General features: G+C 35.8%; 11 protein-coding genes. All 11 read left to right on the top strand.

The features are described from left to right. Positions 1-270: 270 nt before the first annotated feature. The 11 genes from GZ63_RS0114140 to spoIIGA all read left to right on the top strand — a co-directional run bounded on the left by GZ63_RS0114140 (position 271) and on the right by spoIIGA (position 13712). Positions 271-2214, top strand: coding sequence for a stage V sporulation protein D (locus GZ63_RS0114140; RefSeq protein WP_029270663.1), 1944 nt, complete (start codon positions 271-273; stop codon positions 2212-2214). A 131-nt stretch (positions 2215-2345) separates the two neighbouring features. Next, complete coding sequence (locus tag GZ63_RS0114135; RefSeq protein WP_029270661.1) at positions 2346-3815, top strand: UDP-N-acetylmuramoyl-L-alanyl-D-glutamate--2,6-diaminopimelate ligase; 1470 nt, start codon at positions 2346-2348, stop codon at positions 3813-3815. 3 nt (positions 3816-3818) lie between these two features. Beyond that, positions 3819-5189, top strand: coding sequence for a UDP-N-acetylmuramoyl-tripeptide--D-alanyl-D-alanine ligase (locus GZ63_RS0114130; protein WP_029270659.1), 1371 nt, complete (start codon positions 3819-3821; stop codon positions 5187-5189). An 87-nt stretch (positions 5190-5276) separates the two neighbouring features. Then, on the top strand, positions 5277-6260 hold the full coding sequence (mraY, locus tag GZ63_RS0114125) for a phospho-N-acetylmuramoyl-pentapeptide-transferase (RefSeq protein ID WP_029270657.1): 984 nt from the start codon (positions 5277-5279) through the stop codon (positions 6258-6260). After that, positions 6257-6814 carry a Mur ligase family protein gene (locus GZ63_RS18875; RefSeq protein ID WP_404814854.1) on the top strand — a complete coding sequence of 186 codons (558 nt, stop codon included), beginning with the start codon at positions 6257-6259 and terminating at the stop codon, positions 6812-6814. The genes mraY and GZ63_RS18875 overlap by 4 nt, the downstream gene beginning before the upstream one ends. Beyond that, complete coding sequence (gene murD, locus GZ63_RS18870; protein WP_404814853.1) at positions 6811-7605, top strand: UDP-N-acetylmuramoyl-L-alanine--D-glutamate ligase; 795 nt, start codon at positions 6811-6813, stop codon at positions 7603-7605. The genes GZ63_RS18875 and murD overlap by 4 nt, the downstream gene beginning before the upstream one ends. A 73-nt stretch (positions 7606-7678) precedes the next feature. After that, complete coding sequence (gene spoVE / locus GZ63_RS0114115) at positions 7679-8788, top strand: stage V sporulation protein E (protein ID WP_029270655.1); 1110 nt, start codon at positions 7679-7681, stop codon at positions 8786-8788. Between the two features lie 245 nt (positions 8789-9033). After that, on the top strand, positions 9034-9819 hold the full coding sequence (locus GZ63_RS0114110) for a cell division protein FtsQ/DivIB (protein WP_029270653.1): 786 nt from the start codon (positions 9034-9036) through the stop codon (positions 9817-9819). A 270-nt stretch (positions 9820-10089) separates the two neighbouring features. Continuing rightward, complete coding sequence (gene ftsA, locus GZ63_RS0114105; RefSeq protein ID WP_029270651.1) at positions 10090-11370, top strand: cell division protein FtsA; 1281 nt, start codon at positions 10090-10092, stop codon at positions 11368-11370. A 53-nt stretch (positions 11371-11423) separates the two neighbouring features. Further along, the gene (gene ftsZ, locus GZ63_RS0114100; RefSeq protein ID WP_029270648.1) at positions 11424-12584 is read left to right on the top strand and encodes a cell division protein FtsZ; all 1161 of its coding nucleotides are present in this window, start codon (positions 11424-11426) and stop codon (positions 12582-12584) included. A gap of 207 nt (positions 12585-12791) precedes the next feature. Further along, positions 12792-13712: a sigma-E processing peptidase SpoIIGA gene (gene spoIIGA, locus GZ63_RS0114095; protein ID WP_029270646.1), complete on the top strand. Its 921-nt coding sequence runs from the start codon at positions 12792-12794 to the stop codon at positions 13710-13712. The last annotated feature ends 4 nt before the right edge of the window (positions 13713-13716 follow it).

The raw sequence follows: 13716 nt of genomic DNA, 5'->3' as shown, positions 1-13716 counted from the left end.
ATTAAAAAAGACAAACCATTGAAGAAAAAGGATTATTTAGGTATTGAACTAAAGCCTCCAGCCAAAAAAGATAAGAAAAAAAGCAAAAAGAACAATTCAGATGAAAATAATGAACAAAATGAAACGGACGAAACCGAAGAATAATACATCAATATATTGCTTATGAAATATCATATATAGTGTGTATTTTACAGATGAACAGTGTTCTATTATGTCTTTCTAATTCATATAGTGGATACAAGCCTACCTATGAAGAAAAGGGGATGGAAAATGAAACGTGTATCCACTGTCACAGTTAGAAAACGAATAGTTACTGTTTTTCTTTTTGGTTTACTTCTCTTTATGATTATTGATTTCCGATTGGGATATGTTCAATTTATTATCGGTGATAAATTAATGGATAAAGCAAATGAGTCATGGAGCAGAGATATCGTATTTGAAGCGGATCGTGGCAAAATTTTAGATTCCAATGGGGATATATTAGCTGAAAATGTCTCTGCACCTTCTATAACCGTTGTACCTAGACAAATTCAAAATCCGCAGAAAGTCGCAGAAAACCTTGCAAATATATTGGACATGCCCGAAAAGAAAGCATATGAATATGTGACGAAAAATGAATCGAGTGTGAATATTCATCCGGAAGGAAGAAAGCTTTCTGAAAAACAGGAAAAGGCTGTTCGAACGCTCAATATGGATGGGGTTTATCTTGCTAAGGATTCCAAACGGCATTATCCATACGGTGATTATCTATCCCATGTATTAGGTTTTACAGGTATTGATAATCAAGGATTAATGGGACTTGAACTTTATTACGATGACAAATTGAAAGGTGAAAAGGGAAGTTTATCCTATTATTCGGATGCAAAGGGGAAAAAACTGGAAAGCATCGCAGATATATACAATGCACCGAAAGATGGTTTGGATTTAAAGACGACCATTAATTCTAAGGTGCAAACAATAATGGAGCGTGAACTTGACCTAGCAGTAGCCAAATATAACCCCGATGGTGCTTCCGCAATTGCCGTAAACCCAAAAACGGGCGGTGTGTTAGGTATGACAACAAGACCAAACTTCAACCCAGAAAACTATCAAGATGTTGATTCTTCGATTTTTGATCGTAATTTACCAATATGGAGCACATATGAGCCAGGATCAACATTTAAAATAATTACACTTGCATCCGCTTTAGAGGAAGAAACAGTTGATTTAGAAGAAGATGAGTTTGATGATGATGGGTCGATATCAATCGATGGAACCCACCTGCATTGCTGGAAAGAGGGAGGTCACGGACACCAATCATATCTTGAAGTTGTGCAAAATTCTTGTAACCCGGGATTTGTCAATTTAGGAATGAAGCTAGGAAAGGAAAAGTTATTTACGTATATTAAAGATTTTGGATTTGGAAAAAAAACAGGAATTGATTTGCAAGGAGAGGGAAATGGAATATTATTTGATCCCGAAGATATAGGCCCTGTTGAGTTAGCTACTACATCCTTTGGTCAAGGTGTTTCAGTAACCCCAATTCAACAAGTTATGGCAGTCGCTGCAGCTGTTAATGGCGGGAATTTATATGAACCGCATATTGCAAAGGAATGGATTGATTCGAGAACAGGGAAAACCGTTGATAATTTTGAAAATGAAATAAAAGATAAAGTCATTTCAGAATCTACCTCCAAAGAGCTCAGATATGCCTTAGAAAGTGTAGTAGCAAAAGGAACGGGTAAACCTGCATATGTAGATGGTTATCGCGTTGGTGGTAAAACTGGAACAGCTCAAAAAGTGGGACCAGATGGACAGTATATGCAAGACAATTATATTGTGTCCTTTATCGGATTTGCTCCTGCCGATGATCCAGAAATTGTTGTTTATGTAGCGATCGATAATCCTAAGGATACCTTGCAGTTCGGTGGTGTCGTAGCTGCTCCAATCGTCGGAACAATTATTGGTGACAGCCTTAGAGCAATGGGAGTGGAACCAAGAGAAGATGGATTGGAAAAAGAAGTGGATTGGCCTGAACAGCCAAAGGTTGAAGTACCAGATTTAATAGGTTTAAAGAAAAAAGACGTAACGGAATATATGACTAACTTATCGATTGAAGTAGAAGGATCAGGAGATCATATTATTGATCAAGAACCAAAAGCCGGTTCCAAAGTTGAAGAAGGGGCAAAAATTAGAATCTATTTATCTAATAAAAAGGATCGTGATTCTGATTAAAATTTGCTATAATAAATAAGATGTTAATTAATAAAATGTAAATAAAATAAAAAGAGGGTGGCTGCACCCTCTTAAAAAGTGTGTTTTAAGAGAATAAATATGTGGGAAATTAACCAAGGCAGGGTGTTTATATGAAATTAACAGAAATTATTTCCATACTACCATTCTATCAATCAACAAAAAAGTTAGAAGAAATCGATATAAATTCAATTGAAATGGACTCACGTCGTGTTAAAGCAAGTGATTTGTTTATTTGTATTAAAGGGTTTACGGTTGACGGACATGATTTTGTAAATCAAGCAATCGAGCGTGGAGCTAGTGCAATTATAGCTGAAAAAGAAATACAAACGAATGTACCTACCATTGTTGTACCTGATACATCAAGAGCACTAGCGCTTATTGCAACGAAATTCTTTGCGTATCCGACTAATCAATTCCCTCTTATAGGCGTCACAGGAACAAATGGTAAAACAACAGTAACCTATTTACTCGAAGCAATCTTTTCAAAATATAAAAAGAAAACAGGTGTGATTGGAACCATTCATATGAAGATTGGCGATGAGTCATTTCCTGTAAACAATACAACACCAGATGCGCTTTTTCTGCAGCGGACTTTTAGACAAATGGCAGATGAGCAAGTTGAAACAGGAATAATGGAAGTATCCTCACACGCTTTAGATTTAGGGCGCGTATATGGCTGTGATTTTGATATAGCAATATTTACTAATTTATCTCAGGATCATCTGGATTACCATAAAGATATGAATGATTATTTACGTGCTAAAAGTCTTTTGTTTGCGCAACTGGGAAGTGCTTACGCGGATGGGCGGAAGAAATTTGCTATTCTTAATGAGGATGATCCACATAGCTCATTATTAAAACAAAGCACAGCGCAACATATATTGACCTATGGTCTAAGTGATAAGGCGCAGGTCAAAGCGACAAACATACAGCTGGACGTTACACATACAAACTTTACATTATCATCACCGGTGGGCATTATTGAAATACATAGTAAGCTCATTGGAATGTTTAATGTGTATAATATGCTTGCTGCTAGTAGTGCTGCGATTGCTTCAAATGTACCATTAAACGTGATAAAAAAGGCACTTGAATCGATTACTGGTGTAAATGGACGTTTTCAGCAAGTAATAGCTGGACAGCCATTTGCTACAATTGTCGATTATGCACATACACCGGACTCTCTAGAGAATGTATTACAGACAATCCAAGAGTTTGCAAAGAGAAAAGTGTATGTAGTTGTTGGATGCGGCGGGGATCGTGATCGCACAAAACGTCCTTTAATGGCAGATATTGCATTAAAATATGCGGATCTTGCAATCTTTACTTCTGATAATCCGCGAACAGAAGAACCGCATCGAATATTAGATGATATGACGAATGGATTATCAAAAACACACTTTGAAGTAATCGAAAATAGAAAAGAAGCGATTTGTCATGCAGTACAGCTTGCAAAAAAAGATGATATCATTTTAATTGCCGGCAAAGGCCATGAAACTTATCAGCAAATTGGGCAAACAAAGTACGATTTTGATGATCGGGAAGTTGCTAAAGAAGCAATAAATAATAAGGGGATTTAGAATATGTTATTTACGACCAAGTGGTTATCGGCTGTTTTTGGTGGACATCAAGGGCAGACAAAAGACTCTATTACAATTAATGAGGTAACAACAGATAGCCGATTGAAATCAAATAAGTCATTATTTATTCCTTTAGTTGGTGAAAACTTTGATGGTCATCATTATTTGAAGCAAGCATATGATAATGGTGCTATAGCCACTTTATGGAATAAGCAAAAGGATCTGCCGTCTTTTTTACCTGCAAATTTCCCGGTGTTTTATGTTGAAAATACATTGGATGCTCTGCAGAAGCTAGCATCAGCTTATAGACAGGAGATTAATCCAACAGTTGTTGGTATAACCGGTTCAAACGGGAAAACGACAACGAAGGACATCGTGGCATCGGTATTAAAAAAGGCTTATAAAACGCATTATACAAAGGGCAATTTTAATAATCATATTGGTTTACCGTTAACCATATTGTCTATGGAAAGAGATACAGAGATATTGGTTTTAGAAATGGGAATGAATCATAAAGGGGAGATTGAAAAGCTGACAAAAATAGCGAATCCTGACTATGCCATTATTACCAACATCGGTGAATCACATATTGAATTTCTTGGTTCACGAAAAGCGATTGCAAATGCTAAACTGGAAATAGTGCAAGGTATGGGTGAAAAGTCCTCTCTTATTATTGATGGAGATGAAGAACTGTTAGCATCGATAAAGCCAAAAACCAATGTTATAACATGCGGCTTTCATCATTCCAACAATGTAGTAATTAATGATACGGAGATATTCCATCAAGAAACGCGTTTTCACTTATCTGATGGGGAATGGTGGACCATTCCTTTATTAGGAAAACACAATGCACTTAATGCAACGTATGCTATAACGCTTGGAAAACTGTTGGGAATGAATGAAACAGTGATAAGCGAAGCTCTTCAAACATTAGAAAGAACATCCATGCGCTTTGAAATGCTCGAAGGGAACAATGGTGTTTCAATTATTAATGATGCTTATAATGCCTCACCAACATCTATGAAAGCAGCAATTGAAGTAATGAAACAAATAGAAGGATTTAAGGAAAAAGTACTTATACTTGGCGATATTTTAGAACTTGGCGACTACTCCAAAGAAATGCACGAATCAGTCGCAAAAGTAATAACATATCCTGTTACAGCGTTATTTACATTTGGAAAGGAATCCAAATATATTTCTGATCAGATTCAGAAGGAAAATCAAAGGATGACTTGTATGCATTTTGATTCGAAAGAAAAGTTATTCGTGAAACTGCGAGGCTATTTACGCAAGGATGCCCTCTTATTGTTTAAAGCATCCCGGGGAATGCAGCTTGAGTCACTTGTTGAAGCGATCCAAAAAAAGTCTTTCTGAATGAATGAAACAGTAAAAACCTTTTGTGAAAATTAGTCAGCCATCATCATTAGTATGGACGGTTGTTGCACGAGGGAGGAAATTGTAGTGAATATATACGGTTTAATCATAACAATAGGTATCGCATTTTTAATTACCGTCCTTTTATCACCTATATTTATTCCTTTTTTAAGGCGTTTGAAGTTTGGACAAAGCATTAGAGAAGAAGGCCCAAAGTCACATATGAAAAAAACAGGGACACCGACAATGGGCGGAGTTATGATTGTTATAAGTATTGTTATTACATCTATTATTATGGTTAATAAATTTAGTGGTTCAATTGGATATGAATTGTGGTTATTGATTTTTGTATTAGTAGGATATGGTATATTAGGGTTTCTTGATGATTTTATTAAAGTAGCAATGAAACGTAATTTAGGATTAACGTCGAAACAAAAAATGGCAGGTCAAATTGTGATTGCACTTATATTCTTTTATATTTTACAATCACAAGGTTTTTCCACTTATATAAAAATACCAGGGACAAATATTCAATGGGAGCTTGGCTGGGGCTATGCCTTGTTGATTATTTTTATGTTAGTAGGAGCGTCGAATGCAGTAAATTTAACCGATGGACTTGATGGCTTACTAGCAGGAACGGCTGCAATTGCTTTTGGTGCATTTGGAATTCTGGCATGGTACGGATTTCCTCAAAATGAAGTTACGATTTTTGCATTAGCTGCTGTAGGAGCTTTATTAGGTTTTCTTGTTTTTAATGCCCATCCCGCTAAAGTTTTTATGGGCGATACAGGCTCACTCGCTCTTGGTGGTGCGATAGCAGCAATTGCGATTTTAACTAAATTAGAAATTTTATTGGTTATTATTGGTGGGGTGTTTGTTATTGAAACACTCTCCGTTATAATCCAAGTTATTTCGTTTAAAACAACTGGAAAAAGGGTATTTAAAATGAGTCCATTACACCATCACTATGAATTAATTGGATGGTCCGAATGGAGAGTAGTAACAACCTTTTGGTTAATTGGACTTATTTTTGCTATCCTTGGCATATATATTGAGGTGTGGATAACTTGAGAAAATTAAAAGACTTTCATTATTCTCATGTACTTATATTGGGTTTAGCTAAAAGTGGAACCGCTGCTGCAAAATATTTAATTAAAAATAATATAAATGTACGTGTGAATGATATGAATGCTAAAGAAAATGATGTATCCGTGACTGAATTAAAAACGATGGGGGCAGAGGTCATTATTGGCTCCCATCCTATTTCTGTTTTAGAAGGGATTGAATTAATCGTAAAAAATCCCGGTATTACGTACGATAATCCGATTCTTGTTGAAGCACAAAAAAGAAATGTTCCGATTATCACCGAAATAGAAATAGCTGGTAAATTAGTTCCTGATTCGATAATAGGAATTACAGGATCGAACGGGAAGACAACAACAACTACACTGATAACACAAATGTTAACTGAAAGTAATGTACGGACCAGGGTAGCCGGAAATATTGGAACAGTAGCTTCCGATGTAGCACAGGAATTAGCTGAAGATGAAAAATTGGTTTTAGAACTCTCATCCTTTCAGTTGTTAGGTGTAAAAACTTTCAAACCCCGCGTAGCGTCTTATTGAATATTTATGAAGCACACTTGGATTATCATAAAACACTAAAAAATTATCAACAGGCAAAGTGTAATATTTTTGCTAATCAAACATCAGATGATTTTCTTGTTTACAATGCAGATGATCCGACCGTTTCTAATGCTATCAAACGAGCAAATTCCCAAACGATACCTTTCTCAGTAAAGCATCGGCTAGTTGATGGCGTTTGGACAGACAATTCTACTATTTATTTTAAAGATGAAAAAATAATCGATAAAAAAGATATTGTTTTAGTTGGTTCTCATAATTTAGAAAACATATTAGCTGCAGTGTGTGCATCTAAGTTATGTGGAGCAACTAATGAGGGAATCTATAAAGTATTATCGACATTCTCTGGTGTAAAACACCGTCTGCAGTTTGTCGCTAATAAAGATAAACGCATGTTTTATAATGATTCAAAAGCAACAAATATTTTGGCAACACAAAAAGCCCTGTCCTCTTTTAGTAAACCTACGATTCTATTAGCTGGTGGTCTTGATCGAGGAAATGGCTTTGAGGAACTATTACCATATTTGAAAAATGTTAAAGCAATGATTGTGTTCGGACAGACCGCGGAAAAGTTAAAGCAATTAGCTGAAACTGCGGGAAGTAAGGCTATTGAAATCAAGGGAAATTTAACAGAAGCTGTTCAAACGGCATATGATTTATCAGAAGAGGGAGATGTTATTTTATTGTCCCCTGCATGTGCAAGTTGGGATCAGTATCGTACATTTGAAGAAAGAGGAGACATGTTTATTCATGCAGTGCATACACTAATGTAGGGGCTTGTTTCTACATTAGGTATTTTCAGATTCGCCCCTATTCCTAGGATTTTGGAAACGGGGTGTTTTTTGTTTGAGGAAATTATTTAATCATCAAAACAGACCAGATCTTTTCTTATTAGGAACTGTACTTACCTTACTTATAGTAGGAGTTGTGATGGTTTACAGCTCGTCTTACATATGGGCGGATTATAAGTATGCAGACACGCTGTTTTTTGTAAAAAGACAGTTACTGTTTGCAGGTGTGGGCGTTATCGCAATGTTCTTTATTATGGTTTTTCCATATGGTACATGGAAAAAGTATGCTAAAGTTCTGCTGTTTGTTTGTTTCTTCTTATTATTACTTGTCTTGATTCCAGGAGTTGGCATGGTCCGAGGTGGAGCTCGAAGCTGGATAGGAGTTGGGGCTTTTAGTATCCAGCCATCTGAATTTATGAAACTTGGCTTAATTATCTTCTTATCAGCCTATCTAGCTATGAATCAGAAGTACATTACATCATTTAAAAAAGGATTTTTCCCGTCCCTTATCCTTGTTTTTACAGCGTTTGGATTAATTATGCTACAGCCCGATTTAGGAACAGGGATGGTACTTGTATTAACCTGTATCCTTATGATCTATGCGGCTGGTGCTCGCTTGACGCATTTTGTTGGGCTAGCTTTACTTGGATTAACAGGTTTTGTATTCTTGATCTTGTCTGCTCCATATCGTATTAGCAGAATAACAGCTTTTTTAAATCCATGGGAAGATCCACTTGGTGATGGCTTTCAAATCATACAATCTCTTTATGCTATTGGCCCAGGAGGTTTAATGGGAGTTGGATTCGGTGAAAGTTTGCAAAAATATTTTTATTTACCAGAACCCCAAACTGATTTTATTTTCGCTATTTTAGGCGAAGAATTAGGATTTATCGGTGGATCGCTTGTGATTGGATTATTTATCTTATTATTTTGGCGTGGCATTAAAATCGCGATTGAAGCACCAGATTTATTTGGGAAATTTTTAGCACTTGGTATCATATCAATGCTAACCATTCAGGTTATGATCAATATTAGTGTTGTGATTGGTTTAATTCCTGTAACAGGTATTACGTTGCCGTTTCTAAGTTACGGTGGTTCCTCATTAACCTTAACACTCTGCTCTGTCGGTATTTTACTAAATATAAGTAGATATACCAAAATATAGCGTGATGCTTATTTTCATAGAGGCATAATTAAAAGTTTGGGCACAGAAATGAAGGTGCTCAAACTTTTTTTCTATACCTTTATTTGGAAATATATTGTCTGTTTATTTATAACAAAAATATTGATAAACTATTAGTGTGGACTATCTGTTTAGATACTGAATATGATATAATTCATATAACAAATTCGGTGATAGGATGGTAGATCATTTGATTTTGTTAATTACTGATAAAGGAAGAAATAGAAATGGAAAAAAAGCAAATTGTTTCCATTGAGGATCGTATCCCTAAATTGAAACAAGCTCGTAAAAAGAAAGCAAATCGACGTTTAATCTTCTATCTTACTATTTTCTTCATTTTAATATCTATTATTGTTTATTTACAATCACCTTTAAGTAATGTGAAAAAAATTACTGTTACAGGCAACACATCGGTAAAAACGAAAGAAGTGATTAAACAGAGTAAGCTAACTGATAGCACAAATATTTGGACAATCAATAAGACGAAAGTAAAAAATAACATAAAAGAAAATCCAGTTGTTCAATCGGTTGATGTGGATAGAAAGTTGCCATGGACAGTCGAAATTCAAATAAAAGAATATGAACGTGTTGGATATATTAAAAAAGAAGGTTATTATCACCCTATTTTGGGGAATGGTACTACGGTTACATCAAATCAAAAGTCGAGTAATGGCGATGCTCCATTGATTATAGGGTTTTCAGAGGGTGCTTATTTAGACAAAATGACGGATGAGCTACAAAAATTGCCCGAAAGTATTTTAAATTTAATATCAGAAATTCACTGGAAACCTACAGACGAAAACAAGAATAAAATTTCACTTTATATGAATGATGGCTTTATGGTTGATGGAACCATAAGAAACTTTGCAGAGAAAATGCAAGTGTATCCGTCCATTGTCTCTCAGCTTGATTCTGATAGTAAGGGCATTATACATATTGGAGTAGGAGCGTATTTTGAGTCATTTGATAAGAATCCAGATGAAGGTGAAACCGAAGATAGTACAGAAAGGTAGGTATGAATCCATCCATCCATTTTTATACCAGATGGATAGACGGTATTTTATTGTGATCTGAAAGAAATAGATTGAATTTAAAGGGTTTTAATGATTTATGTTGAAATAATCATTATATCTTTTCATTCTTCTCAAATTCGATAGAGTAATGATGAAAGGATAGAACCGAGAAAAAATATTTATAAATATTGAAATGGCTAGTCGAAAAGAATAATTCGGGTAAGAAACTTTATATGTTCTCCGAAGTTGTTTAATTAGGAGGTGCCTTCTTTGAATAATAGTGAAATATTAGTAAGTCTTGATATAGGTACAGCAAAAATAAAAGTAGTTGTAGGTGAAGTACTGAATGATTCACTAAATATTATAGGTGTGGGTACTGCAAAATCAAATGGAATGAAAAAAGGTGCTGTTGTTGACATTGATCAAACAGTAAATTCAATAAGAAATGCAGTCGAACAAGCTGAACGTATGGTCGGTATGCAAATTGACCGAGTAGTAGTAGGTATTAATGGAAATCATATTCAATTGCAGCCTTGTCACGGTGTCGTAGCAGTCCAAAGCGAAGATCGTGAAATTAGCGATGAAGATATTACCCGAGTCATCGATGGTGCACAGGTAATATCGATTCCGCCTGAGAGAGAAATCATTGATGTTATACCGAAACAATTCATTGTTGATGGATTAGATGAAATAACGGATCCAAGGGGAATGATTGGTGTTCGGTTAGAAATGGAAGGAACCATTATTACATGCTCAAAAACTGTTTTACATAATATTTTGAAATGTGTAGAACGAGCTAACCTACAAATATCTGATATTTGCCTGCAGCCACTGGCAGCAGGAACACTCGCTTTATCAAAAGATGAAAAAAATCTGGGTGTCGCCTTAATTGATGTTGGTGGGGGATGTTCTACCGTTTCTATTTTTGAAAATGATCATCTTGTATCGACGAATGTGATACAGTTGGGCGGAGATAATATTACAAAAGATTTATCGATAGGGCTCAGAACATCAACAGAAGAAGCGGAAGAAGTTAAATTGAATTATGGACATGCATTCTATGATGAGGCGCAGGAAGATGAAGTTTTTAATGTTTCCATTATAGGGAGCAACTCTAAACAAACCTATAATCAATTGCAAATATCTGATATGATTGAAGCTAGATTAGAAGAAATATATGCTTTTGCAGAAAGAGAAATTAGAAAAGCTGGTTATCACGAATTACCGGGTGGTTATGTATTAACAGGCGGCACGATGAAAATGCCGGGTGTCCTAGAATTAGCGCAAGATCTATTTAGGTCAAATGTACGTATAGCTATACCGGATTACATAGGTGTAAGGGAACCCCAGTTTACTGCAGGGGTGGGAATCTTGCAATTTGCCTATCATAATGCGAAAATACAAGGAAAAGAATTATTTCCTGCTGTGGTCGCTAATACGCAAGAACCAAAACCAAAAAGAAATAAAAATCAAACAAAAACAGAAGAACCAAAAAAAACGGAGAAAAAAGAATCCAAAATTGCTAATTTGTTCAAGTACTTTTTTGACTAAGATTAGTACACGTTCGAGTGTTTGTAATTTTGCATATTAGGAGGAACAAATATATGTTAGAGTTTGATACTGAGATGGATAGTCTAGCAACAATTAAAGTAATAGGTGTAGGTGGCGGCGGTAATAATGCTGTAAACCGTATGATTGAACACGGCGTTGAAGGTGTAGAATTTATTGCTGTTAACACAGATGCTCAAGCATTGGAATTATCCAAGGCAGAAGTAAAGCTGCAAATTGGTGGTAAACTTACTCGGGGACTGGGCGCAGGTGCCAATCCAGAAGTAGGAAAAAAGGCTGCTGAAGAAAGTAAAGAACAGATCGAAGAAGCACTGCAAGGTGCAGATATGATTTTTGTAACTGCAGGAATGGGAGGTGGTACCGGTACAGGTGCCGCACCAATTATTGCAACAGTAGCAAAAGAAATAGGCGCACTAACAGTAGGTGTTGTAACGAGACCGTTTTCTTTTGAAGGAAGAAGAAGATCCACACAAGCTGTTGCTGGTATCGAATCATTGAAAAGTAGTGTAGATACGCTAATTGTTATCCCAAATGACCGACTGCTGGAAATTGTGGATAAAAATACACCAATGTTAGAAGCTTTCCGTGAAGCTGACAATGTGTTGCGTCAGGGTGTTCAAGGTATTTCTGATTTAATCGCAAAACCAGGTTTAATTAACGTTGACTTCGCGGACGTAAAAACAATCATGGTTGATAAGGGCTCCGCATTAATGGGGATTGGTGTTGCGAATGGAGAACATCGTGCAGCTGAAGCGGCGAAGAAAGCAATATCCTCTCCGTTGTTAGAGACATCAATCGATGGTGCGCACGGAATCCTAATGAATATTACAGGTGGTGCAAGCTTAAGTCTGTATGAAGTCCAGGAAGCTGCTGACTTAGTAACATCCGCTGCAGATGAGGAAGTGAATGTTATCTTCGGCTCCGTTATTAATGAAAATCTTAACGAAGAAATCATTGTAACAGTGATAGCAACAGGATTTGATGAAACAAAAAGAGAGGAAACACAGCCAAGACAGCGACCTCTCATTCACCATAATCAACATGCTGCAACAAAAGCAAATGATGATTATTCTCAGGAAATGAGCCAACCACAAAAACAACAGAACCCTCAACCGCAACAAAGACAAAAGCCTGAAGAAGATACATTAGATATTCCAACCTTCTTAAGAAATCGTAATCGAAACCGCAGACGATAATTTTTAAAAGAGTAATTGACCAACTCTATGGATCAATTACTCTTTTTTTATAAGCCGACAAACTCCCCGATAACTAGTTAAAATTAGCCCCAATATACATACAAGATGTGACAGACTTTGCTTCTGTATTTAGATATACTTTTTTATACATGGATTTCCCCTTAAATTTTATGTTAAAAGAATAATTTCTTAGAAAGGAAGGGTCAGGTGACCATTTATCTTGATGCTGTCTGGGCATTAAATTTTTTTCTGGATATGATGCTTTTATTGCTTACACAGGCTTTAGCGAAAGACAGTACAAGAAAAGGAAGAATCCTATTTGGTGCCTTTATAGCATCCTTATTGGTACCAATTACACTTTATTTTCCAGACTCATTTTTTAGTAGCATACTAGGAAGATTGCTTTATTCTATTATTATTATTATTTGTGCATTTCGCTTTGTTACTGTCTATCAAACGCTAAAACTATTAGCATTATTTTACTTTACTACTTTTTCCATCGGAGGTGGTTTGATAGCTGCACATTTTATTTTTCAAAATCCGATTGGATTATCTTCAAGCGGGATTCTTACATTTAACAATGGTTTTGGAAATCCGATCAGTTGGATATTTGTTATTGTCGGATTCCCATTAAGCTGGTATTTTACCAAGGTTCGTATGGACAAGCATGCAATAGAAAAAATACGATATGACCAACTATGTCCAGTTAGTATCGAACTGAAACAAAAAACGTATTCAACTACTGGGTATATCGACAGTGCTAATCAGCTAGTTGATCCAGCAACAAAAAGACCAGTTGTTATTTGTGATGAGCATTTTTTAAAACAATGGTTTACAGATGATGACTGGCAAATGTTAAAAGATGCTCACGATGAACTTGATTTAGATAGCCTCCCGAAAGAATGGGAAAGACAGTTACATATTGTGCCTTTTCAGGGAGTAGAAGGTAAAAGTAATTTTTTGTTTGCTTTGAGGCCTGACCAGCTGATCATCCACTATAATGATCAGAAAATTATGTCAAATAAGGTATTAATAGGTATTCAATTTGCTGAACTAACAAAAGATCAACGTTACCATTGTTTGCTTCAGCCACAAATTATTAAATTATCAGCTGTATATTCAGCATAAATGC

Origin of the sequence: Virgibacillus alimentarius (assembly GCF_000709085.1) — a bacterium.
GTDB lineage: Bacteria > Bacillota > Bacilli > Bacillales > Amphibacillaceae > Virgibacillus_B > Virgibacillus_B alimentarius.
Note: the sequence above shows the minus strand (reverse complement) of the source record. Positions and strands in the feature narration are given on the sequence as shown.